Raw genomic sequence first — 24,776 nt, forward strand, 5'->3', positions numbered from 1 at the left:
CGGCATCGGTTTGCATCCACGCAGCCACCCCTGCGTGGCAGGTTATTTCAGTCGCTGAAATGGCGCACCTGGTCCTGCACGGCATCGCTGCAGCCCCTGCGGCCAGCCTGTCGTGGGGTGCGTGCTAGGCTCGGTGTTCCGCACACAGCGCATGGAGCATGGGATGACATTCCTGCAAGTGGTGTCGGTTGCGGCGCTCGGCGCGACCAGTCTGTTGAGCGGCACCATCGCCAGTGCCGCTGCACCCTCGGAACCAGGCACGCTGCAGGTAACGCGGACCTTTCCGGCCGATAGCCCAGCCGTGGCGCAGGTGCATCGCTGGTTGCTGGCGCAGCCGTCCAGGCAACAGCGGCCGGCAAGCGCCGCCGAGCTAGGCCAGCTACGCACCAGTTACCGCACGCACGCGCCAGCTGCCGGCGGGCGTGCAGACCTGACCAGTCCCGAGGTGGCCTTCCCGGAGCATGGTCAGCCTGGGGATGCGGTCGCCATCGACGCATGTGGCGCGGGGATGCGCTACCACTGGACGTATCGGTGGACTGCGGCATCGGGCGCAGCGGGTTGGCAGTTGCAGTCCTATCACCTGAGGAAGGTGCAGGACTGCGCTGCTGCCATGGCCGATCCCGACGTCTTCAGGCCGACTGCACCGCGCGGCTGAGGTGCGTGCGCACGGTGTGCAAGTCACCCGCGGCGATCCACGGCGGCACTACAGTCGCGGCCTGCAGCGATCGCGATGGCGGGCGGAAGTCCAGGCACGTTGAGAGGCATGGCGGGTAAGGTTTCGTACCCGCAGCACGCCCCACTTGATGCGCAACGTGAGACGGCGTCAGCGGCGGCAATGCGCCGAGCCGGCTCGCGTCGGCGTTTCCCGTTGCCCACACGCCGCCGTTGCGTCGAGGAATACAGCATGACGCATGCCGGCAGTGATGGCGGCGGCGGGGGGTTCTTGGTGGTGGGCATGCGCATCCGCGCGCTCCCGGGCCGCGTCGGCGGGCGATGCGTTTGTGCGCCCGGTGTCAGGCCCGTTGCGGGCCGAGCCGGCGATACAGCGTGCTGCGGCTGATGCCGAGCCGGCGTGCCGCCTGCGCGACGTTGCCGCCACAGGCGTCCAGCGCCTGCCGCATCGCCGCCTGTGCCAGCTGCTCCAGGCTATCGGTCGGTGCCGGTGCGGCAGCGGCTAGCGCCGACACTGCGGTCCGGGTGGCGAGGTAGCCCGGCAGCGCGTCGCGGTCGATGCGCTCGCCGGGTTCGCTCAGCGCCACCAACGTGCGCAGGCAGGCCGAGAGCTGGCGCAGGTTGCCCGGCCAGTCGTAGTCGGCCAGGACCCGCAGTGCGTCGGCGCTGAGCCGGCGGCCCTGGCCCAGGCGCTGCCACAGCTCTTGCACCAGCAGCGGGCGGTCGGCGTGCGCGCGCAGCGCCGGCAGCGCCACGACATGATGGGCGATGCGGTAGTACAGGTCGGCGCGGAAGCGGCCGTCGGCGATTGCCGCTTGCAGGTCCTGGTGGGTGGCGCAAACCAGCGCGAAATCCAGCCGCACCGGCTTGCCGCCACCCAGCGGCGACAGTTCGCGCTCCTGCAGCACGCGCAGCAGCCGCGGTTGCAGCGCCAGCGGCATGTCGCCGATTTCGTCGAGAAACAGCACCCCGCCCTCGGCCTGGCGCAGCAGCCCCGGGCTGCCGTGCTTGCGCGCTCCGGTGAAGGCGCCGTCCTCGTAGCCGAACAGCTCGGCCTCGATCAGACCCTCGGGCAGCGCGGCGCAGTTCACCGCGACGAACGGGCGGGCGGCGCGCGTGCAGCGGCGGTGCAGCTCGCGCGCGAACACCTCCTTGCCGGTGCCGGTCTCGCCCTGCACCAGCACTGGGAGCTCGGCATCCAGCACCCGGCAGGCGCGCCCGAGCAGGCGCTCGATCTCGGCCTCGAACAGCGGCGCGTCGCGGTCACCGTCCTGGCGGGCGGCCGAGACCGTGATCGGTGGCTGCGTGGCGCGCCGGCGCGGCCGCGCGTCGCCGCGCTCGTCCACGCGCCCGTACAGGGCGCGGCCCTGGCGATCGAACAGGGCGCCGTCGTGGCGCAGCCGGGTCAGCGGCTCCTCGAACAGCGCGTCGTAGCGCGCGCGCCCCAGTTCGTGGCGCTCCAGCCCGAACAGCTGCAGGCCGGCGCGGTTGGCTGCCACCAGGCGCCCGCCGCGGAATGCCAGCAGGCCCTCGTGCGCGGTGCCGAGCAGGGCCGGGTCGTGGTGTACGCGCAGCAGTTCGCAATCGGCGATGCCGTCGTCGAAGTAGCGGTGCTCGATGCTGGCGACCGCGCGCCGCGCCAGTCCCAGCGCGTGGATGTGCTGCAGACGCGCGTCGCCGGAGATGTCGAGCACGCCCACCAACTGCCCGTAAGGGTCGAAGATCGGCGCCGCGGCACAGCTGAGGATGCCGTGCGGGGCGAGATAGTGCTCGCCGCCGCGGACCTCGATCGAGCGGCTCTCCACGATCGCGGTGCCGATGGCATTGGTGCCGAGCACGCTCTCGCTCCAACAGGCGCCGGGCATCAGCGCCACCCGCCCGGCGCGCTCAAGGAAGCCGGTGCTGCCCTCGGCATCGAGTATCCAGCCAGCCTCGTCGGTGAGCAGCACGACGCTGCCGGTGGCCGCTGCGTCGGCCGACAGCCCTTCCAGCTCGGCGCGCGCGCGCCGCCACAGGGTCTCGTGGCGTTCGCGCATCTCGCGCAGGCGTGCGGCGCTGACCGGTTCGATCGCCGGGGTCGCCTCGGCGGCCAGGCCCTGGCGCTGGCAGCGTCGCCACGACTGCAGGATCGCGTCCGGTACCTGCCCGGCCGGCATCGCGCCACGCTCGAAGAACGAGCGCCGCGCCCGGCCCAGCTGCTGCTCCGTCGACATCGCCATCCGCCACCTCGTGTCGCAATTTGCGACAGTCCAGAAGATCACTGTCGCGATAAACACCATGTTTGCGGACACAGCGCAAGCGCTGCGCGTGATGCGCCGCAGCGAAGACCTCCACTATCGGCCGCACCCGCGGCGCGATCGGGCGTGACGCAATGCAGCAGGAAAAACCTGGCATCACCCTTGCGTGATAGCGGAGACGCCCGTCACGGGCTTCTTCCCATGTACCGCAGGAGACACCGATGAACGCCGTCACATCCGCCAAGCCGCTGAACACCGACCCGCAGTCCATCTTCAAGCCGCGCTACGACAACTTCATCGGCGGCAAGTGGGTGGCGCCGCACAGTGGCCAGTACTTCGACAACACCACGCCGATCAACGGCAAGGTGTTCACCTCGATCGCGCGCTCCAACGCGCAGGACATCGAAGCGGCGCTGGATGCGGCGCATGCGGCCAAGGACGCCTGGGGCAAGACCTCCACCACCGACCGCGCCAACGTGCTGCTCAGGATCGCCGACCGCATCGAGCAGAATCTGGAACTGCTCGCCCATGCCGAGACCTGGGACAACGGCAAGCCGGTGCGCGAGACGCTCAATGCGGACGTGCCGCTGTGCGTGGATCACTTCCGCTATTTCGCCGGCGCCATCCGCGCGCAGGAAGGCGGCATCTCCGAGATCGACAGCGACACCATTGCCTATCACTTCCACGAACCGCTCGGCGTGGTCGGGCAGATCATCCCGTGGAATTTCCCGTTGCTGATGGCGTGCTGGAAACTCGCACCGGCGCTGGCCGCCGGCAACTGCGTGGTGATGAAGCCGGCCGAGCAGACCCCGGCCTCGATCCTGGTGCTGATGGAGGTCATCGGCGACCTGTTGCCGCCCGGCGTGCTCAACGTGGTCAACGGCTTTGGCCTGGAAGCGGGCAAGCCGCTGGCCAGCAACCCGCGCATCGCCAAGATCGCCTTCACCGGCGAAACCACCACCGGCCGGCTGATCATGCAGTACGCCAGCCAGAACCTGATCCCGGTGACGCTGGAGCTGGGCGGCAAATCGCCGAACATCTTCTTTGCCGATGTCATGGCCGAAGACGACGACTTTCTCGACAAGGCGGTGGAAGGCTTCGTGCTGTTCGCCTTCAATCAGGGCGAGGTGTGCACCTGCCCCTCGCGTGCGCTGATCCAGGAATCGATCTACGACAAATTCATGGAAAAGGCGCTGGCGCGTGTGGCCGCGATCAAGCAGGGCAACCCGCTGGATCCCAACACCATGGTCGGCGCGCAGGCCTCCAGCGAGCAGCTGGAAAAGATCCTGTCCTACATCGACATCGGCAAGCAGGAGGGCGCGCAGGTGCTGATCGGTGGCGAGCGCAACACGCTCGACGGCGAGCTGTCCGGCGGCTTCTACGTCAAGCCGACGGTGTTCAAGGGCCATAACAAGATGCGCGTGTTCCAGGAAGAGATCTTCGGCCCGGTGGTGTCGGTGACCACCTTCAAGGACGAGGCCGAGGCCCTGGCGATCGCCAACGACACCCTGTACGGCCTGGGTGCCGGCGTGTGGAGCCGCGATGCCTCCCGGCTGTATCGCATGGGCCGCGCGATCCAGGCCGGGCGCGTGTGGACCAACTGCTACCACGCCTATCCGGCGCATGCCGCGTTCGGCGGTTACAAGCAGTCGGGCATCGGCCGCGAGAATCACAAGATGATGCTCGACCATTACCAGCAGACCAAGAACCTGCTGGTGAGCTATTCGCCCAAGGCGCTGGGCTTCTTCTGACACCCATGCCGGTCGCGCTTGTGCGCGGCGACGATCGGCTGGCGCCGCGCGGCCGCACCGCGGCGTTGACCTCGATCAAGGCCCCGGTTGCGGCCCGGGGCTAAGGTTCCTCAACGACAGCGACAGGAGTGCAATGTGGACAAGACGATGAAAGCTGCAGTGGTACGCGAGTTCGGCAAGCCTCTGGTGATCGAGGAGGTGCAGGTGCCGCGTCCGGCCGCCGGCGACATCCTGGTCAAGATCGAAGCCTGTGGCGTCTGCCACACCGACCTGCACGCCGCCGAAGGCGACTGGCCGGTCAAGCCGAACCCGCCCTTCATTCCCGGCCACGAAGGTGTTGGCAACGTGGTGGCGGTCGGCGAAGGCGTCAAGCACATCAAGGAAGGCGACCGCGTCGGCATCCCGTGGCTGTACTCGGCTTGCGGGCATTGCGAGCACTGCCTGGGTGGGTGGGAAACCCTGTGCGAGGCGCAGCAGAACAGCGGCTACTCGGTCAACGGCGGCTTCGCGCAGTACGCGCTGGCCAATGCCGACTACGTCGGCCTCCTGCCCAAGGGCATCGGCTTCGTCGAGGTCGCGCCGATCCTTTGCGCGGGCGTCACCGTCTACAAGGGCCTGAAGGTCACCGAGACCAAGCCGGGTCAGTGGGTCGTGATTTCCGGCATCGGCGGGCTCGGCCACATGGCAGTGCAATATGCCAAGGCGATGGGAATGAACGTGGCCGCAGTGGATGTGGACGACGCCAAGCTGGCACTGGCCAGGCGCCTGGGCGCAACGGTGACGGTCAATGCGCGCACCACCGATCCGGTGGCGTACCTCAAGAAGGAAATCGGCGGCGCACACGGCGCGTTGGTCACCGCGGTATCGCCCAAGGCGTTCGAGCAGGCGATCGGCATGGTGCGGCGTGGCGGCACGGTGTCGCTCAACGGCCTGCCACCGGGCCAGTTCCCGCTGGACATCTTCGGCATGGTGCTCAATGGCGTGACCGTGCGCGGCTCGATCGTCGGAACCCGGCTGGACCTGCAGGAGTCGCTTGCCTTCGCCGAGCAGGGCAAGGTCGCGGCGACCGTGGCCACCGACACCCTGGACAACATCAACGAGGTGTTCGCGCGCATGCACGCCGGAACGATCGAGGGGCGTATCGTGCTCGACATGGCGGCCTGACCGCGCCGCAGGAGGCAGACGATGCAGGGCACCACCACGCAGACAGACCCGCCGTTGCAGGTAATGGCCACGCTGGCGGCGTTGCAGCTGATCGACACGCTGCGCGCGCGCCACGGCGATGTGCTGTTCCATCAATCCGGCGGCTGCTGCGATGGCTCCTCGCCGATGTGTTTTCCGGTGGGCGATTTCATCGTCGGCGACCGCGACGTGCTGCTGGGCGAGATCGGCGGCGCGCCGTTCTACATCAGCCCCTCGCAGTTCGACTACTGGAAGCACACCCAGCTGATCATCGACGTGGTGCCGGGGCGCGGCGGCATGTTCTCGCTGGAAAACGGCGAGGGCGTGCGCTTTCTGGTGCGCTCGCGCCTGTTTGCCGATGAGGAGTTTGCCCGGCTGCAGCAGGCAGGGCGGGCGTAAACCGCACCCGCCCGGCTGCTGCGGCCGGGCGGGTGTTTCCGCTGGCGGTCGTCAGCGGTCTGCCACGGTCGACGGCGCGGTGCCCGGCTTCTTGGCCGGGGTGTCGCCATTGGCCGGAATCAGCGTGCCGGGCGCATCGCCGGCACCGCGGTCTTCGTAGTGCTCGGCATCGCGCTTGCCGTGCTGTTCGCCCGGCTGGGCCGGTTGCTCGCGTAGCGGGTCACGGGACATGCGGTTCTCCTGGAAGTCGAGAGGGATGCGCAGTTCACCGCGTACCGGGTGAAGGGGGCGCAGTGGCAGCGGCAGACACATGGCTCACGCATGGATCACGGTGGCCGCGCTACAGCTATGGGCTACCCCAAACAGCACCCGGAGTCACACGCCGATGGCACGACCGATCTGGACCGGAACCCTGTCGTTCGGCTTGCTCAATGTGCCGGTGTCGTTGATGTCGGGCGAGCGCAAGGTGGACCTGCATTTCCGCATGCTCGATTCGCGCGACAAGAAGCCGATCCGCTTCGAGCGCGTCAACGCCGACACCGGCGATGAAGTGCCGTGGAAGGAGATCGTCAAGGCCTTCGAGTACGACAAGGGCAGCTATGTCATCGTCGAGGAGCAGGACATCCGCTCGGCCTCGCCGGAGAGCCACGAGACGGTGGAGGTGGAAACCTTTGTCGATGCCGCCGACATCGACCCGCGCTATTTCGAAAAGCCCTACATCCTGGTGCCTGGCAAGAAGGCCGAAAAGGGCTACGTGCTGCTGCGCGAGACGCTGCGCGACACCGGCAAGGTGGGCATCGCCAAGGTGGTGATCCGCACGCGCGAATACCTGGCGGCGGTGATGCCGCAGGGCGATGCGTTGATCCTGCTGCTGCTGCGCTACCAGCAGGAAGTGGTGGACCCGCAGGACTTCAAGTTGCCGGCCGGCGCGGTGGGCGAGTACCGCATCACGCCCAAGGAACAGGAGATGGCCAAACAGCTGATCGAGTCGATGTCCGGCACCTGGCAGCCGGAGGACTACCACGACGAATTCCGCGGCAAGCTCGAGCAGATCCTGCGCAAGCGCATCCAGGCCAAGGGCGGCACCACCACCGTGGATGTCGAGCCGCCGCAGCACGAGGACGCCACCACCAACGTGGTCGATTTCATGTCGCTGCTGCAAAAGAGCCTGCAGGCCAACACGCGCACGCCGGCCAAGAAGAGCAGCGCCCCGGCAACCGCGCCAGCCAAGAAGACCGCCAAGACCGCCGCCAAGAAAGTGGCCAAGAAGGCCACCAAGAAGACTGCGGGCAAGGCCACCAAGGCCACGGCCAGCAAGGCAGCGCCGCGCCGCAAGGCCGGGTAGGCCCAGTCCATGTCACTGCGCGACTACAACGCCAAACGCCGCTTCGACCAGACCCCGGAGCCGGCCGGCGACACGCCCGCACGCGCCAGCAAGCAGCCGATCTTCGTGGTGCAACTGCATCACGCCAGCTCGCGTCATTACGACTTCCGTCTGGAACTCGACGGCGTGCTCAAGAGCTGGGCCGTGCCCAAGGGGCCCTCGTTGCGCGTGGGCGAAAAACGCCTGGCGGTGGAGGTGGAAGACCACCCGCTGTCGTACGCCAGCTTCGCCGGCGATATCCCGCAAGGCCATTACGGCGCCGGGCATGTGGAGGTGTTCGACCACGGGCATTGGCAGTGCGAAGGCGATGCGTTGGCGGCGCTGGACGCCGGCAAGCTGGAATTCGAACTGCAGGGCTCATTGCTGCGCGGTGGCTTCGCCTTGGTGCGCACGCAGATGCGCGGCGGCAAACCGCAGTGGCTGCTGTTCAAGCGCACCGATGCGTATGCGGCCGATCTGGATACCGATGCGCTGGTGGCGCAGCAGGCGGCCGGCGCATCGGCAGCGGCCGCCCCGGCGACGCGTGCCAAGACCAGCCGGGCGCAGCGTGCGCCAGCGGCAAAAACGAGCGCCGCGACGTCGCCTGCGGCCAGCAAGCGCGCACGCCCAGCGCGTGCATGTTCCGCGCAATGGCATACCCGCGCCCTGGCGCTGGACGGCGCCCGCGATGCGCCATGCCCCACCGAGCTGCGCGCGCAACTGACCTTGCTGCGCGAGCAGGCACCCGATGGCGAGCGCTGGTTGCACGAGATCAAGTGGGACGGCTATCGCCTGCTGGCCGATCTGGTCGATGGCGAGGTGCAGCTGCGCTCGCGCAACGACCAGGCCTGGACGCAGCGCTTCCCGGAGGTGGTGCGCGCAGTGCAAGCACTGCCGGTGCGCGATGCGCGCCTGGATGGCGAGCTGGTGGTGCTGGATGCCAAGGGGCGCACCGATTTCTCGGCGCTGCAGCGTGCGCTCGATGGCAGCGCCGTGCAGCCGCTGCGCTACATCGTGTTCGACCTGCTGGGCGTGGCCGGGGTGGACCTGCGCGATACCCCGTTGCTGCAACGCAAGCAGTTGCTGCGCGAGTTGCTGGGCGATGCGCCGGGCACACTGGCATTCAGCGACCATGTGATCGGCCATGGCCCGGAGGTCTTCGCGGCCAGCGCCGGCACCGGCTGGGAAGGCATCGTCAGCAAGCTCGCCGATGCGCCCTATCGTGCAGGACGCAGCGCCGATTGGGTCAAGACCAAGCACGAGGACAGCGACGAGTTCGTGGTGGTGGGCTACACCGATCCCAAGGGCGCACGCAGCGGCTTTGGCGCCTTGCTGATGGCGCAGCGCGACGGCAAGACGCTGCGTTATGTCGGGCGTGTGGGCACCGGGTTCGACGATGCCTTGCTCGGCAAGATCACCGCGCTGCTGCAGGCGCTGCACAGCGACACCGCCACGCTGGAATTGCCCACGCACATCCCGGGGCGGCCACGCGATGTGCATTGGGTCCGGCCGGTGCTGATCGCCGAGGTCGCCTTCCGCGGCTGGGCGAAGGAAGGCCTGTTGCGGCAGGCCGCGTTCAAGCGTCTACGCGAGGACAAACCCATGAGCGAGTTGGGCGGCGACCGCGCCGCGCCGGGCAAGGCGCGTGCTGCGGGCAAACGTGGTGCGGCAACGGCCGCTGCGCCGGCGCGCAAGACGGCGACCACGAAAACATCCAGAACGACAGTCGACGCATCCACCAGCACCACCAGCAAGCGCGCGCGTTCGACGGCATCGAAGACGACCGCGACCACGACATCCAAAAAGGCGGCGGCGGCCACGTCCACGGCGTCCAAATCCACGGCGTCCAAGTCCACAACATCCAAATCCAAATCTACGTCCACGTCGACAGACGGCATCACCATCACCCATCCCGAGCGGGTGGTGTTCCCCGCAGCGGGCATCAGCAAGGGCGAGGTGGCCGACTACTACCGGGCAGTGGCGCCGCTGGTGCTGGCGGAGATCGCACGCCGGCCCCTGTCGCTGCTGCGCTGCCCCGATGGCGCCGGTGGCGATTGCTTCTTCCAGAAGCACGAAGGCCGCCACCTGGGCACGCACATCAAGGCGATTCCGCTGCAGCAAAAAAGCGGCACCGAGGATTACATCTATGTCGAAGATGCCGCCGGCCTGCTCGAGCTGGTGCAGATGAACACGCTGGAGCTGCATCCCTGGGGCGCGCAGGTCGACGATCCGGAGCATCCGGATCGGCTGGTGTTCGACCTGGACCCCGGCGAGGCGGTGTCCTGGGCCGACGTGGTGGCTGCCGCGCGCGATATCCGCGCCAAGCTGCGCAGCGCGGGGTTGGAAAGCGCGGTGCGCCTGTCCGGCGGCAAGGGCCTGCACGTGGTGGTGCCGATCGTGCCGGAAGCGGACTGGGAGCAGGCGCGCGATTTCTGCGAGGCATTCGCCCAGGCGCTGGCAACGCATGCGCCGGACCGCTATGTGGCCACCATGAGCAAGGCCAAGCGCCACGGCGTGATCTTCGTCGACTGGCTGCGCAACGGGCGCGGCAACACCAGCGTCTGTTCGTGGTCGCTGCGCGCGCGCGAAAAAGCCACCGTCGCCGTCCCGCTACGCTGGGAAGAACTCGGCAAGATCAGCGGCCCGGACGCCTTCCCGATGGACAAGGCGCTGGAACGCGCCAGGCGCCAACGTGCAGATCCCTGGGCCTCGGTGCTGGCGTTGCGGCAATCCTTGCCCACCGGCGGCGATGAGAACTAAGCGTGTCTAACAAACCTGCTGCCTAGCCGCGAGGCGGGCGCGGCGTGTGCTGGGAGTCGGCATGGATCGTTCGCAGGCCCGCGTCCTAGGCGCGGCGCCCACACCCGCATCAAACTCGCTACAGGTGTGATTCGCTCTGATCATCCAATCAGGGACGCATCACACCCAGAGCTTGACCATGCGTACCGACCATCTTGACTGGCCCTTGCCCGCCCACCGTCGCGGGACCTTACGCGGCATGGATGCCGCGTAAGAGCCTACAAGGACGTACTTGCGGCGTGTCCCGCGATGGTGGGCGGGCAAGGGCCCTGCAGCCAAGCCGCAGATCATCCGCTCTTCTACCGACGTATCTCGATTCCCCGATTCCCGACTCCCGATTCCCGTCAAGGCGAAACCGCATGCTCCCGCGTCACCCGGCTCAACGCATCGCCACTGATCTCGGCAATCGAATGGGTGCCGGTCAAGGTCATCGCCACGCGCATTTCCTTTTCGATCAGGCTCAGCAGGTTCTCCACGCCGGCCTGCCCGCCAGCGGCCAGCGCGTAGACGAACGCCCGCCCCAGCAGCACCGCATCGGCGCCCAGCGCCAGCATGCGCACCACGTCCAGCCCGCTGCGGATGCCCGAATCGGCCAGGATCTTCAGCTGCCCCTTCACCGCATCGGCAATGGCCGGCAACGCGCGCGCGCTGGACAGCACGCCGTCGAGCTGGCGCCCGCCGTGATTGGACACCACGATGCCGTCGGCGCCGAAGCGCACCGCATCACGCGCGTCGTCCGGGTCCAGGATGCCCTTGATCACCATCGGCCCGGTCCAGAACTCGCGGATCCATTCCAGGTCCTTCCACGCGATGGACGGGTCGAAATTGGCGCCCAGCCAGCCGATGTAGTCCTGCAGGCCGGTCGGGCTGCCGCGGTAGGTCGAGATGTTGCCCAGATCATGCGGCTTGCCGAGCAGGCCCACGTCCCAGGCCCAGCGTGGATGGGTGACGGCCTGCAGCATGCGCCGCAGCCCCGCATTGGGCCCGCTCATGCCCGAATGCGCATCGCGGTAGCGCGCGCCCGGCGTGGGCATGTCCACGGTGAACACCAGTGTGGTCACCCCGGCCGCCTTGGCGCGCTCCAGCGCGTTGCGCATGAAGCCGCGGTCCTTGAGCACGTACAGCTGGAACCACATCGGCCGCGCGATCGCCGGCGCCACTTCCTCGATCGGGCACACCGACACCGTGGACAACGTAAACGGGATCCCGCGTGCGGCCGCCGCGCGTGCGGCCTGCACTTCGCCACGGCGCGCGTACATGCCGGTCAGCCCGACCGGTGCCAGTGCCACCGGCATCGCCAGCGTCTCGCCGAACAACTCGGTGCCCAGGCTCAGGTCCGACATGTTGCGCAGCACCCGCTGGCGCAGCGCGATATCGGCCAGGTCCGCGACATTGCGCCGCAAGGTGTGCTCGGCATACGCGCCGCCATCGATGTAGTGGAACAGGAACGGCGGCAGGCGCGCCTGCGCAGCGGCACGGTAGTCGGAAGCGGCGGAAATGATCATCGAAGACGCACGGCAGCTGCGGGTAGCCGCTGAGTGTAAGACCATCGGTGGGGCGGGTGGACGGCTGCGCGCCCGGCCGGCTGCAAGCGGGCAGGGCGTGCTTCCGTGACGATGGGGCGGCGTGGCAAGGTGCGGCCGCGCTGCAGCGACGACAGCGGCGACGGGGCAGCGCCCCACCTGCCGGAAGTCACTTTCTGCCTCCGTGCCATTGCCGCGCGGCCGCGCGGCCGTCAGCATCGCCGCATGACCTCGTCCCTGTTTCATTGCTTGCAACCGCTGCGTCTGGCCGGCGCGTTCACCATTGCCGCGGTGGCCTTGTCGTTCGTGCCCGACGCCTCACCGCCTGGCGCCTGGCGCTGGGGCGTGCTGGCCGGCTTCACCGCCTTGTTCCTGCTGCATACCGTGTTGCCGCCGCTGCATGCCTTGCGCACTGTCGCCACGCTGCTGCAGGCCGTCCTGGCCTTGCTGCTGGTCTGGATGGAGCCGCGTGCCGGCACCGCCCCGGTGTTGCTGGTCATGCTGGTGGCGCAGGCGGGCATGACCTGGCCGCCGGTGCGCGTGCTGTTGCTGGCGCTGGCGTTGAACGCGGGCATGTATGCGCTGCTGGTGCAGGCCGGGTTCGAGCGCCCGTGGTTGATCGTCGGCATCTACGCCGGTTTCCAGGCCTTCGCCGCGCTGACCGCGCATTACGCACGCACTGCCGAGCGCACCCGCGACGCGCTGGCCTACGTCAATGCCGACCTGCTGGCCACCCGCGCGCTGCTGGCCGACAGCGCGCGCGATGCCGAGCGCCTGCGCCTGGCGCGCGAGCTGCACGACGTGGCCGGGCACAAGCTCACCGCCATGCGCATCAATCTGCGCCTGCTCGGCGCCGACCCGGGACTGGCACGGCGCGAGGAGATCGCGGTGGTGGAGCGGTTGTCGGCCGACCTGCTGGCGGACATCCGCAACGTGGTGCAGTCGCTGCGCGACGACCAGGGCCTGGATCTGCAGACCGCCTTGCGCGCGCTGGCTGCACCGTTCCCGCGCCCGGCGCTGCGCCTGCAGATCGACCCGGCCGTGCGCATCACCGATGCCCGCGTGGCCGAGCTGCTGTTGCGGCTGGTGCAGGAGGCGCTGACCAACGCCGTCCGGCATGCCGACGCCAACGAGGTGGCCGTGCACCTGCACTGCGAGGGCGCGCAGCTGCACGTGGACATCCGCGACGATGGCCGCCGCGCCGAGCGCATCCGCGAAGGCAACGGCATCACCGGCATGCGCGAACGCCTGGCCGCCCTGCACGGGCGGCTTGAGCTCGGCCGCACCGCCCAGGGCGGCATGCACCTGATGGCGAGGCTGCCGGCATGAGTCCACGTCGCATCGCGCTGGCCGATGACCAGATCCTGGTCCGCGCCGGCCTGCGCGCGCTGTTGCAGCAGCAGGGCGTGGAGGTGGCCTGCGAGGCCGACGACGGCCAGGGCCTGCTGGACGCGCTCGCCAGCACCACCGTGGACGTGGTGCTCAGCGACATCCGCATGCCCGGCCTGGACGGCATCCAGGCGCTGCAGCAACTGCGCGCCCGTGGCGACCGCACCCCGGTGCTGCTGCTCACCACCTTCGACGACAGCGACCTGCTGCTGCGTGCCACCGAGGCCGGCGCGCAGGGCTTCCTGCTCAAGGACGCCGCCCCGGAAGACCTGCGCGAGGCGATCGAGCGGGTCGCCAACGGCGAGACCCTGCTGCAGCCGGTCAGCACCGACCCGGTGCGCGCGCGTTACCAGTTCCGCGACCAGCAGCCCCCGCGCGAGACCTTCAGCGAGCGCGAGGTGGCGATCCTGCGCCTGCTCGCCGGCGGCTATTCCAACAAGGAGATCGCCCGCACCCTGTTCCTGGCCGAGGGCACGGTGAAGAACTACGTCTCCACCATCCTGGAAAAGCTCGGCACCCGCGACCGCACGCGCGCGGTGTTGAAGGCGATCACGTTGCGGGTGATTTGAGGGCGGGGAATCGGGAATCGGGAATCGGGAATCGGGAATGGGGAATCGTAAGAACGGGCTCTGCAGCGCTGCCGCCGCCGCGCGCGGGAACTGGTTCGACGCGCGGGCACACCACCTCCTGCCGCACGACGCTGTCTCGCTAGGTTGCATGGCGTTGTTTTATAGGGAATTTCCGGGTTCCGGCAGGATGGGGCAGCAACCGTAAGGTTGCCGTCAGGTCGTGTGGGCGGCCAAACACCAAGGTCGTCCGGCGGCCACCAAGGTCGCCCGGGGACGCGCCGCGCTCCGGTCCGCTGCGGAGTCCGTCATGCGCCTGGTCCGGTACCTGTGGGTGTTGAGCGTCGTGCTGTCCACCAGCGCCTGGGCGGCGCCCACCCAGGCCGACTTGCCGATCGCCTGGGCCCAGGCCGCGCTGCATGTCCAGCCGCCAACCGAGCGCGACCTGTGGGTCAGCGTGGCGGCCTGCGCCGGGGCGGTGCAGGGCGCAGTGGCCCCCACCTGCGACGGCTGGTCCGCCCGCATCGATGCGCACGGGTGCGGCCCGGGGCTGGGCTGTCGGCCATGGGCAGGGCGTGGTGCTGGCGACCTCCGCACCGGCATGCCCGGCGCGTGGTCCACCCGCGGCCAGCTCAAGGTGGCCTTCAGCAACGGAGCCGAGCGGGATGACCGGCAGCAGGCGGTGGCGAGCCACTGCGCCGCGCGCCTGGCGGATGTCCCGGCCGGCACCCAACCGCGCCCGCGGCACTGCATGGGATAAGACGCCCTCGCCAGGCGCTGTTGGCTTCAGCGCGGCAGGCTGGCTGTCGCCATCCACGGCTGGCCGGAGCACCCGGCAACACGCCCGCCAGCCAGGGCGCAGCGAGCGCCATCGGGACCGCCAGCAGGTTCCTCCGTGGCAACGGGTGCGTGCGCATTGCGGCAACACACCGCCTGGTGGCGAAGCGCCAGGCGGGTGGCCAGGCAGGGCTTACTGCAGGGGCGGGGTTTCCTGCGGGTTGATCTGCGGATCGTTGCCAACCTGGGGATCGCAGCTGAACCAGGTCTTCTTGTCCTTGCGGCTTTCGTCTTCGACGATGATGGTCAGGAAGATCAGTGTCGGCACGCTATTGGCATTGCTGACCTGCACGCTGCGGCCGTCGGGGCTGATCGTGGGTTCTCCGATCTGTTTCAAGGCATCGGAACTCAACAGGCTCTTGATCTTGAAATGCCTGGGGACGACGTCTTCATCGAAGTAATACAGCAGGGTCGATGCCTTGTCGTGCTTATCCACGATCAGCAGGTCCGGGGCGAAGCTGTAGAAATATTCGCCGGCACCGGTGTTGCCGCCGAATCCCACCCGTGCCACGGTGAGTTTGATCTTGAAATCCGTCATGAGCTGTCCTGTTCCTTGAAAAGCGGGGCATAGAGGGAGACGAACCCCGGGTGGCGGTAGCCCGCCTGATACAGCCATCCGAGCTGTTGCGTAACGGCACTGCGCTGGCCCAGATGCACCTGCGCGCGAATCCAGGGGTCCAGCAGGGTCTTGTCGTGGCTGTTGCCGATGTCCTTGCCCAGCACCGCCACCGCGCGCTGCCATGCCGCGCGTGCACCGTCGTCGTCGCCGACGGCGGCGCGTTGTTCGCCATGCCATACCAGCGCTTGCGACAAGGCGGAGATGCCAAGCAGATCGTCGGGTCTGGCGCGATGCAGGGCATCCAGCCGCGCAACGATCTGATCAAGGTCGCCTGCGTGTGCGCCTGCGCGTCCGGTCTGTACGCGGTGCAGGCGCAGCGCAATGATGGCATCCAGCCATTGCCATTCGGGCAGCGGCTGGGCCTGTTGCAGCAGGCCAGCCATGGTCTGACGGGCCTGGCCAAGTTGCTGTTCGGCTTGACCGGGACGCCCATCCAACGCGGCCACCCAGCCAGCCTGCGCGTAGGCATGCGCCAGATCGCGTTGCCATGTGTTGTTTTCCGGCTGCAGCGCCACCAGCGGTTGCAACATCCGCACGCTGTCCTGCGCATCGGTCTGCGCCTGTGCCAGGTGACCCCGCGCCACCGCCAGGTTGGAGGTGCGGATCAACGAACCCGCCAGACGCCGTCGCCAGGCATTGGCATCGGGGTCGTTCTCGACCAGCACGCGCAACATCGCGATTTGATCGCGGTAGCCCTGCTCGGCAGGCGCCAGCAGGCCCTGGTTCTCCTGTGCCAAGCTGAGCCATGACAAACTGTCGATCAACTCGTAGCGCAACGACGGGTTGTCCGGAGCACGCGCGATCAGCATGCGCTTGAGCGAGATGTCGCGCGCGAAAAAACCGATCGCCGTCGTGGTATCGCCGCGTGTGGTGGCCAGCGTGCCGAGATTGTTGAGCGCGTACGACAGCTCCAGCTGCCAGCGTTGGTCATCCGGCGCCGTGCGCACCAGCCATTCACTGGCCGCCAGATACTGCGACCAGTAAGTCTGCGCCAACGGGAACTGCTTGCTGCGGTAGGCCATGTTTCCCAGCCAATACGCCGCCTGGCCCATTTCCGCGCGCGCCTCCAAGGTATCTGGCGCTCGCATGCGTGCCTGCTCGGCAGTGGCGGCCGCACGCGTGAATGCCGCCTGCGCCTGGTCCAGCTTGCCCTGGTTCATCAGCACTTCGCCGGTGGTGCGCAGCGCGCGGGCGTGGTTGATCAGATCGCCTGGCTGCATGCTCGTGCTGGGCAGGTCTTCCAGGTAGCGCAGCGCGCGGCTGCCCACGCTGTCGAGCAGTTTCAGATTGCCCACCGTGCGCAATTGCTCGGCCAGGTCGCCCAGCATGTAGCTCACCAGTTGCTGGGCCTGGTCGCGCCGTTCTTCAGCCACCTGCTGCGCCTGCCGCGCCTGCCAGCCCAGCAGCAGCGAGGCGCTTGCCAGCACCACCAGCATGCTTGCCGCCGCCGCATACAGGCCACGGCGGCGGCGCTGCGAGCGCTCGCAGGCATGCAGGAACGCGTGATCCAGCGCGTCCAGGTCCTGCGGCATGCGCCGCGCCGCCTCGCGCGCCTCGCTCAACGGGCGCCCGCTGTTGAGCAGGTGATCGCTGCGCCGGCCTTCGGCGGCCCAGCGTTGCGCGGCCAGTTGCAGCCGCTTGCGCGCCTGCAGCAGGCGGCGGTTTTCATGGATCCACTCGGCTGCACGCGGCCATTGCCGCAGCAAGGCCTCGTGCGCGACCGCAAAGCCTGGCTCGCCGGCCACCAGCTCGCTGACGAACAGGCGCGCATGCACGAAGGCCTCCACCAGCACGCGCGCTGCGCCGTGCGCCGGCAGGGCCGACCACAGCGCCCGCCGCGCGGTCACCGCATCGCTGTCGGGATGGATCACGCTCAGCACGCTCAGCACCTGGCCCAATGCCGCCTGCGCGGTAGCCGGCAAGGCGCGGAAGGTGTGCTCGGCATGGTGCGCCAAGGCGCCTTCCAGCCCGCCCAATGCGCGGTAGGCGGCGAAGGTCAGCAGGCCGTCGTCGCTGCGTTGCGCGTGCAAGGCATGCAGCAGATGCTGCAGCAACGGCAGGGCATCGGGCTGGCGCGCGGTGGCATCGCGCAGCACATCGTCCAGCCGGCTGGCGCTGTCGCGGTCCTCTTCGAAACGCAACCCGGCCATGGCCGCCGGCACGCGGATGATCTGGCCGATCTCGCCGTCGCGCGGCGCCAGCAGATCCACGTGCCCGTCGCCGCGCTTGAGCTCCACGATCTGCGGCAAGGCGTCGATCAGGCGCGGGTAGAAATCGCTGCGGGTGAGCATCAGCACCGCCACCTGCGCGCTGTCGCACAGCGCCTGCAAGGCGGCGGCCAGTGCGGCGCGGTCGGCATCGGTGATCCCCGGCGTGGCCACCAGCGCTTCTGCGTGATCGATCACCAGCAGCAGATGGCGCTGGGTCTGTGCGCTGTCGCGCGCTGGCGTGCCTTGACGCATCGCTTCGGCAATGGCCGCATGCAGCGGTGCAGGGCGCTGCAGCCACTCGGGCAACGCCGCCATCTGCGCCGGCGAAAACACCGCGCGCCCGCCCGGTGCCCACTCGCCGAGCGCGCGCGCCAGCGTGTCGAGCAGATCGCCGCCACGGCATTGGGCCAGGTTGCAATACGCCACCGCGAGGGCTTGCAGGCCATCCAGCCCGCCGGGCTGCGCCAGCAACGGCACCACGCCGGCGCGCAGCAACGAGGTCTTGCCGCAGCCGCTGGCACCGCTCACCAGCACCAGCCCGCGCTGGCTGTGCAATTGCGCGCGCAGCGCGCCCAGCACCTGCGCAATGGCATGGCTACGCCCGAAGAAGACCTCCGCATGCGCGGGATCGAAGGCCTGCAGCCCCACATACGGGTTGCCGTGTCCCCACACCTGCGCGCCCAGTACCGCACCGCGATAATCGTCGGGGAACACCACCTTGGGCAGCAGCCGGTAACCGCGCTTGCGGATGGTTTCGATGTAGCGCGGTTGGCGGCTGTCATCGCCCAGCTTGCGGCGCAGTTGGGCGATGGTCTTGTGCACCGGGTTGTCGCCGTAAAAGCTGCCGTGCCACACCTCGATGAGCAACTGCTCGGCGCTGACCACTTCGCCGGCCCGCTCGGCGAGCGCGATCAGCACTTCCATCATGCGCGGTTCCAGCGCGATGACCTGGCCGTCGTCGATCAGCACCAGCCGTTCCGGCGCGACCAGCAATGGCCCAAGCCGAAATCGCGGGACAGAGCCCAGCTGCGTGACGCGCTCGCTTCGAAGAGACATTCGCTCGGATACCGGTCGCACGGTGGGAGGAGCCTCGACGATCGCCATCAGGCGCGGCCAGGCACGGCACGGCAGGCGCAAACGTAGCACAGGCGCTCGGGCAGGAAATCGAGGGTGATCGTGGTTCGTTCGCGCCCGTGTATGGACGATGCCGGCCGCGGCAACGCGGCGTGCCGGGCGATGACGGGCGTCTTCACGCATGGCGATGCAGCCGCGTGTGGCGCGCCCTGGGCTGTCTCGCCGGCAGGCCGACGATGTGCGCGTGTTCGGTGCCTTGGCCTCACCATGCCGGTGCCACGCAGCACCCGCTCCGCACCGCCGGTGGCCAACGCCGCTCGCCCCAAAGTCCGTCACACGCACTAAAATGCCACCAGCATCTTGCTGACCAGGAGTCCACGTTGATCATCCATCCCAAAGTGCGCGGCTTCATCTGCACCACCACGCATCCGCTTGGCTGCGAGCGCAATGTGCTCGAGCAGATCGCCGCCACGCGTGCGCGCGGCGTGCGCAATGACGGCCCGAAGAAGGTGCTGGTGATCGGCGCATCCAGCGGCTATGGCCTGGCCTCGCGCATCACCGCTGCGTTCGGCTTCGGCGCCGACACGCTGGGCGTGTTCTTCGAAAAACCCGGCAGCGCCAGCAAGGCCGGCACCGCCGGCTGGTACAACTCGGCCGCGTTCGACAAGCATGCCAAGGCCGCGGGCCTGTACAGCAAGTCGATCAACGGCGATGCGTTTTCCGATGCCGCGCGCGAAAAGGTCATCGAGCTGATCAAGACCGAGATGGGCGGCCAGGTCGACCTGGTGGTGTATTCGCTGGCCTCACCGGTGCGCAAGCTGCCCGGCAGCGGCGAAGTGAAGCGCTCGGCGCTCAAGCCGATCGGCCAGACCTATACCGCCACCGCCATCGACACCAACAAGGACACCATCATCCAGGCCTCGATCGAGCCGGCCAGCGCGCAGGAGATCGACGACACCGTCACCGTGATGGGCGGGCAGGACTGGGAGCTGTGGATCGATGCGCTGGACGGCGCCGGCGTGCTTGCCGATGGCGCACGCAGCGTGGCCTTCAGCTATATCGGGACCGAGATCACCTGGCCGATCTACTGGCACGGCGCGCTGGGCAAGGCCAAGGTCGACCTGGACCACACCGCGCAGCGCTTGAACGCGCGCCTGGCCAAGCGCGGCGGCAGCGCCAACGTGGCGGTGCTCAAGTCGGTGGTGACCCAGGCCAGCGCCGCGATCCCGGTGATGCCGCTGTACATCTCCATGGTCTACAAGATCATGAAGGAAAAGGGCCTGCACGAAGGCACCATCGAGCAGCTCGACCGCCTGTTCCGCGAGCGCCTGTACCGCGAGGACGGCCAGCCCGCCGAGGTGGACGCCGAAAACCGCCTGCGCCTGGACGACTGGGAACTGCGCGACGACGTGCAGGACGCCTGCAAGGCGCTCTGGCCGCAGGTCACCACCGAGAACCTGTTCCAGCTCACCGACTACGCCGGCTACAAGCACGAGTTCCTCAAGCTGTTCGGCTTCGAGCGTGACGATGTGGATTACGACGCCGATGTGGAGACGGACGTGACCTTCGACTGCATCGAGTTGGGGTGAGGCGCGGGAATCGGGAATCGGGATTGGGGAATCGGAAAAGCCGCAGGTTGCTGCATCGCTGAGATCCTAGGCGCACCCGGATCGATTACGGCAAGGGCAACGGGCACGCGATGCCGGTTACCCTTGCTGTGACGAATCCCCACTGCAAGCACCAGCCCGCCGGCCCGTGAGCGCGTCAGACCCGACGCGCCGCGCTCGGTGGGCAACCAATCCGGAAAGTAACGCGGAAAGTCAGCGCTCTTGAGCTCCTACGATTCCCGATTCCCCACTCCCGATTCACCGCCTCACATCAAACCGTGCATCCCCCACGCAGGCCTGCACCTCGGCCACCGAGAGCGGATTGAAATCGCCGGGGATCGAGTGCTTCAGGCAGCCTGCTGCCAGGCCGAAGCGCACCGTATCGTCCAGTGACCAGCCTGCGATCAGGCCGTGCAGCACGCCGGCGGCGAACGCATCGCCGCCGCCGATGCGGTCGATGATCGGGCTCAGTTCCTCACTCGGCGCGCGCGCCACTGCACCACTGCGCGGCACCAGCAGCGCGCCCAGGCTGTGGTGGTCCACGTTGTGCGTCACACGCTGGGTGCAGGCCATCAACTGCAGCTGCGGGAACGCGGCAAACGCCTGCTGCGCGGCCGCTTCCACCCGCGCTTCCAGCGTCTCCTGCGGGAACTCGCCGCCCAGCACCACGCCGATGTCGCGGTAGTCGGCAAACACCACGTCCGCACAGGCGAACAGCTGGTGCAGGATGCCGCGCGCATCGCCCTGCCAGCGTTGCCATAGCTTGGGCCGGTAGTTGCCGTCGAACGAGACCTTGACCCCGGCCGCACGCGCCGCGCGTGCCGCCGCCAGCGTGGCCTGCGCCACGTCCGCGCCCAGCGCCGGGCTGACCCCGGACAGGTGCAGCCACTGCACGCCCTCCAGCAGGGCCGGCCAGTCGTAGGCATCGGCCGGGGCCAGCGCAAACGCCGAGTCGGCGCGGTCGTAGACCACCTCGCTGGGGCGGTGGATCGCGCCGGTGGTCAGGAAGTACAGCCCCATGCGGCCGTCCACCCGCCGCACATGCCGCGTGTCCACGTCGTGGCGGCGCAGTTCCCCCAGCACCGCCGCGCCCAGCGGGTTGTCGGCCACGGTGCTGACCATCGCCACGTCATGGCCGAAATGCGCCAGCGACACGCCGACATTGGCCTCGGCCCCGCCGCAATGCACGTCCAGCCGCGGCTGCTGCAGCAGCAGCTCGTGACCAGGCGCCCCCAGGCGCAGTAACAACTCTCCAAAGCACAGGATACGGGCACGACTCATGCGGCAATTACCTCGGCTGTGTGGTGCGTCACGGTGTGGGGGAACCGCTGCGCGTCAGGATGACCATCGGTGTCATTCTAGCCGGCGCCAAACGCGCCGAGCGAGGCCCATGATGCGACGCGTAGTGACCGCTTGCACCCCTTTTGGGCAAATTCGGTGACGTTTTCTGCTGCGCTGCAAGATGTTACGGGAGGATTCAGCTGGTAACGTCGTTTTGACCAGCGGTGTCATTGCCGCTCACAACCAGACTTTCATGTTGTTCATGGACCCTTGGGAGGGGAGGACATGCAATTTCGGACCACCAGCCGGAAGACACCGGTTACCTTGCTGGCGTTGTCGATCGGCCTTGCGCTGAGCGGCCACCTGGCAGCACAAGAAACCACCCAAGCGCCTGCAGAACCGGCCGTCGACCTGGACACCGTCACGGTGACCGGCTATCGCGCCTCGGTGGAAAAGGCCTTGGACATCAAGCGCGGCGAAGCCGGCGTGGTCGATGCGATTGTCGCCGAGGACATCGGCAAGTTCCCCGACCTCAACCTGGCCGAATCGCTGCAGCGCATTCCCGGCGTGGTGATCACCCGTGAGGCCGGCGAGGGCCGCGCCATCTCGGTGCGTGGCCTGGGCCCGGAATTCACCCGCGTGCGCATCAACGGCATGGAAGCGCTCACCACCGTCGGTGCCGGCGACCAGAGCGGCGGCACCAACCGCGGCCGCGGCTTCGACTTCAACGTGTTCGCCTCGGACCTGTTCTCGCAGCTGATCGCGCGCAAGACGGCCTCGGCCGATGTGGAAGAAGGCTCGCTCGGCGCCACCGTCGACCTGCGCACCGCACGTCCGTTCGATTACAACGGCTTCACCTTCGCCGCCAGCGGCCAGGCCGCCTACAACGCGATGGCCGAGAAGGCCAACCCGCGCGTGGCCGCGCTGATCGCCAACACCTGGGCCGACAACACCTTCGGCGCCCTGCTGTCGGTGGCCTACACCGAGCGCGAGGTGCTGGAAGAGGGCTCCAACACCGGCCGCTGGGCCAATGGTCCGAGCAACGGCGGCTTCAGCGCCACCTCGCCGTTCGCCGCGGCACGCTCGGCCGACGTCTACCACCCGCGCTTCCCGCGCTATACCCAGCAGATCCACGACCAGCAGCGCCTGGGCGTCACCGGCGCGTTGCAGTGGAAGCCGACCGACCGCACCACGCTGTCGCTGGACATGCTGTATTCCAAGATCGACGCCAAGCGCGACGAGCGTTACATCGAAGCGATCTCCTTCAGCCGCGGCGGCAATGCACGCCCGGTGCTGGTCGGCAAGCCGGCCACGGTCGTGCGTAATGGCGAGGTCCGCAACAACGCCCTGGTGTACGGCGAATTCGACAATGTCGATATCCGTACCGAAAACCGCCACGACGAGTGGAACACCGAGTTCAGGCAGGTCAGCCTGGACCTGGAGCATCGTTTCAACGACGACTTCAGCATCAATGCCCGGGTCGGTACCTCGCGCTCGGCGCACGAGAACCCGGTGCAGACCACCATCATCATGGACAAGTACGACGTCGACGGCTACAGCTACGACTACCGTGGCAACAGCCGCGCGCCGGTGCTGAACTACGGCATCAACCCGACCGATCCCACCGGCTGGGAACTGGCCGAAATCCGCCTGCGTCCGCAGACGGTGGACAACGACTTCGACACCGGCCAGATCGACTTCAACTGGAACATCAGCCCCGGCTTCCGCCTCAAGGGCGGCGTGCTGGCCAAGAACTACACCTTCAGCACCGTGGAGCTGCGCCGCGCCAACGAACTGGCCGTGCCCACCTTCGCCAATGGCACGCGCATCGTGCCGGCCGATCTCACCGAACAAGCCGGGCTCAAGGGCATCAACGGCAGCCCCTCCAACTGGGTGGTGCCCAACCTGGATGCGGTGGCCGACCTGTTCGGCATCTACAGCAACAGCGGCAGCTTCGCCGTGGCCCCGCGCGTCAACAACAGCCGCAGCGTCGAGGAAAAGGACCGCGGCGTGTGGTTGATGGGCGAGTTCTCCACCGACCTGGGGTCGATTCCGTTCTCCGGTAACTTCGGCGTGCGCTATGTGGAGACCGAGCAGGAATCCACCGGCTATGCCTTGATCAACAACGCACCGGCGCTGACCACCGTGGGCCGCAAGTACAGCAATACGCTACCCTCGTTCAACCTGGTCGCCGAGCTGGCACCGGACCTGCTGTTGCGTCTTGGCGCGGCCAAGGTCATGAGCCGTCCCGGCCTGGGCAGCCTCACCCCCGGCGTGACCGTGGCGGTGGCCGGCGGTGCGCGCACCGTGGCCGGCGGCAACCCGGACCTGGACCCGATCGAGGCCACCAACGTCGACCTCGGCCTGGAGTGGTACTTCAACGAAGGCGCCATGCTCGGTGTCGGCCTGTTCTACAAGGACATCGAGAGCTTCATCCAGACCGCGCGCGAAGTGCGCCCGTACTCCAGCAGCGGCCTGCCGGCCTCGCTGCTGGAAGGCACCGGTGCCACCGTCAACGACGACTTCGCCTTCAGCATCCCGCTCAACACCCCGGGCGGCGAATTGAAGGGCGTGGAAGCCAACTACACCCAGCCCTTCACCTTCCTGCCGGGCAAGTGGGCCAACCTGGGCGTGCAGCTCAACTACACCTGGGTCGATTCGAAGATCCAGTACCTGGCCAGCAGCGGCGCGCCGGTGATGAAGAACGACCTGCTCGGGCTGTCGCGCTCGTCGTGGAACGCCACGCTGTTCTACGAAGGTGAGTCCTTCGCCGGGCGCGTGTCGGCCACCAACCGCGACGACTACCTCACCCAGGCACCGGGTGCGGAAACCGGCTTCAACGTCGACGGCGTGCACGGCATGACCGGCACCACCATCCTCGACGCCTCGCTGCGCTACAAGATCAGCAAGCAGCTGGAGCTGAGCCTGGAAGGCATCAACCTCACCAACGAGGCCTCCGACGAGTGGGTGTCCTCGCCACGCACCGGCCAGCTGCCGCTGCAGTACGCCGAAACCGGCCGCCAGTACCTGCTGGGCCTGCGCTACAAGTTCTGACCCGCTGCCTGCCCGCTGCGCACACGCGCAGCGGGCCCTTATTCCAACGCTTGATCGTCGTGGATGCGGTGCCCTGGTGCACGCATGCAACGCGGTGGGCGTGATGTTCGAAACGTCCAGCAAGAACGCAGCGCGCTCGCGCAGCGGTGTTGCTGGTCGCCCATTGCGACGCCATGGCCTTGGGGGGCTGAGCGCGTCATTGCAGCCAGTGCC

17 protein-coding genes are annotated in these 24,776 nt (G+C 68.1%); 11 read left to right on the forward strand and 6 right to left on the reverse strand.

What is annotated here, in order from left to right; genetic code table 11:
- Positions 1–163 precede the first annotated feature (163 nt).
- Positions 164–655 carry a hypothetical protein gene (locus H7A87_RS00525; protein WP_180496839.1) on the forward strand — a complete coding sequence of 164 codons (492 nt, stop codon included), beginning with the start codon at positions 164–166 and terminating at the stop codon, positions 653–655.
- 358 nt (positions 656–1,013) lie between these two features.
- On the opposite strand, the gene H7A87_RS00530 is transcribed toward H7A87_RS00525, so the two are convergent.
- Positions 1,014–2,891: a sigma-54-dependent Fis family transcriptional regulator gene (locus H7A87_RS00530; protein ID WP_119127227.1), complete on the reverse strand. Its 1,878-nt coding sequence runs from the start codon at positions 2,889–2,891 to the stop codon at positions 1,014–1,016.
- 239 nt (positions 2,892–3,130) lie between these two features.
- Between H7A87_RS00530 and adh the strand changes: the two genes are divergently transcribed.
- From adh to H7A87_RS00545, 3 genes are all read left to right on the forward strand, one after another.
- Positions 3,131–4,660: an aldehyde dehydrogenase gene (adh, locus tag H7A87_RS00535; RefSeq protein ID WP_119127228.1), complete on the forward strand. Its 1,530-nt coding sequence runs from the start codon at positions 3,131–3,133 to the stop codon at positions 4,658–4,660.
- Positions 4,661–4,795: 135 nt separating this feature from the next.
- Entirely contained in the window at positions 4,796–5,824 is a 1,029-nt protein-coding gene (adhP, locus tag H7A87_RS00540) for an alcohol dehydrogenase AdhP (protein WP_119127229.1), read from the forward strand.
- A 21-nt stretch (positions 5,825–5,845) separates the two neighbouring features.
- Complete coding sequence (locus H7A87_RS00545) at positions 5,846–6,241, forward strand: DUF779 domain-containing protein (protein ID WP_104584477.1); 396 nt, start codon at positions 5,846–5,848, stop codon at positions 6,239–6,241.
- 51 nt (positions 6,242–6,292) lie between these two features.
- Here the strand turns inward: H7A87_RS00545 and H7A87_RS00550 are convergent, their stop codons facing one another.
- A complete protein-coding gene (locus H7A87_RS00550) occupies positions 6,293–6,472 on the reverse strand; it encodes a hypothetical protein (RefSeq protein WP_119127230.1) in 180 nt (59 codons plus the stop codon).
- 154 nt (positions 6,473–6,626) lie between these two features.
- Here H7A87_RS00550 and H7A87_RS00555 point away from each other — a divergent pair, with 154 nt between their 5' ends.
- Entirely contained in the window at positions 6,627–7,586 is a 960-nt protein-coding gene (locus H7A87_RS00555; protein WP_104650497.1) for a Ku protein, read from the forward strand.
- Between the two features lie 9 nt (positions 7,587–7,595).
- Positions 7,596–10,364, forward strand: a complete 2,769-nt coding sequence (gene ligD, locus H7A87_RS00560; protein WP_119127231.1) for a non-homologous end-joining DNA ligase — start codon at positions 7,596–7,598, stop codon at positions 10,362–10,364.
- Positions 10,365–10,747: 383 nt separating this feature from the next.
- On the opposite strand, the gene lldD is transcribed toward ligD, so the two are convergent.
- Positions 10,748–11,908: an FMN-dependent L-lactate dehydrogenase LldD gene (lldD, locus tag H7A87_RS00565; RefSeq protein WP_119127232.1), complete on the reverse strand. Its 1,161-nt coding sequence runs from the start codon at positions 11,906–11,908 to the stop codon at positions 10,748–10,750.
- Positions 11,909–12,151: 243 nt separating this feature from the next.
- Between lldD and H7A87_RS00570 the strand changes: the two genes are divergently transcribed.
- From H7A87_RS00570 to H7A87_RS00580, 3 genes are all read left to right on the forward strand, one after another.
- On the forward strand, positions 12,152–13,255 hold the full coding sequence (locus H7A87_RS00570; RefSeq protein WP_232087896.1) for a sensor histidine kinase: 1,104 nt from the start codon (positions 12,152–12,154) through the stop codon (positions 13,253–13,255).
- Positions 13,252–13,884, forward strand: a complete 633-nt coding sequence (locus tag H7A87_RS00575) for a response regulator transcription factor (RefSeq protein WP_119127234.1) — start codon at positions 13,252–13,254, stop codon at positions 13,882–13,884. Before H7A87_RS00570 ends, H7A87_RS00575 begins: the two co-directional genes overlap by 4 nt.
- A 307-nt stretch (positions 13,885–14,191) precedes the next feature.
- Positions 14,192–14,641 (forward strand): hypothetical protein, encoded by a 450-nt coding sequence (locus H7A87_RS00580; protein ID WP_232087897.1) that lies wholly within the window; start codon positions 14,192–14,194, stop codon positions 14,639–14,641.
- Between the two features lie 210 nt (positions 14,642–14,851).
- Here H7A87_RS00580 and H7A87_RS00585 read toward each other — a convergent pair whose 3' ends face one another.
- Positions 14,852–15,256: a hypothetical protein gene (locus H7A87_RS00585; protein ID WP_104584463.1), complete on the reverse strand. Its 405-nt coding sequence runs from the start codon at positions 15,254–15,256 to the stop codon at positions 14,852–14,854.
- Complete coding sequence (locus tag H7A87_RS00590) at positions 15,253–18,603, reverse strand: winged helix-turn-helix domain-containing protein (RefSeq protein ID WP_119127235.1); 3,351 nt, start codon at positions 18,601–18,603, stop codon at positions 15,253–15,255. Before H7A87_RS00590 ends, H7A87_RS00585 begins: the two co-directional genes overlap by 4 nt.
- A gap of 398 nt (positions 18,604–19,001) precedes the next feature.
- Here H7A87_RS00590 and fabV point away from each other — a divergent pair, with 398 nt between their 5' ends.
- Positions 19,002–20,210, forward strand: coding sequence for an enoyl-ACP reductase FabV (fabV, locus tag H7A87_RS00595; RefSeq protein ID WP_119127236.1), 1,209 nt, complete (start codon positions 19,002–19,004; stop codon positions 20,208–20,210).
- 276 nt (positions 20,211–20,486) lie between these two features.
- Here fabV and H7A87_RS00600 read toward each other — a convergent pair whose 3' ends face one another.
- Positions 20,487–21,509 carry a sugar kinase gene (locus H7A87_RS00600; protein ID WP_119127237.1) on the reverse strand — a complete coding sequence of 341 codons (1,023 nt, stop codon included), beginning with the start codon at positions 21,507–21,509 and terminating at the stop codon, positions 20,487–20,489.
- A 285-nt stretch (positions 21,510–21,794) separates the two neighbouring features.
- On the opposite strand from H7A87_RS00600, the gene H7A87_RS00605 reads away from it, so the two are divergent.
- Positions 21,795–24,563, forward strand: coding sequence for a TonB-dependent receptor (locus H7A87_RS00605; protein WP_104650491.1), 2,769 nt, complete (start codon positions 21,795–21,797; stop codon positions 24,561–24,563).
- Positions 24,564–24,776 lie beyond the last annotated feature (213 nt).

This window comes from Xanthomonas sp. CPBF 426 (assembly GCF_903989465.1).
Lineage (GTDB): Bacteria > Pseudomonadota > Gammaproteobacteria > Xanthomonadales > Xanthomonadaceae > Xanthomonas > Xanthomonas euroxanthea.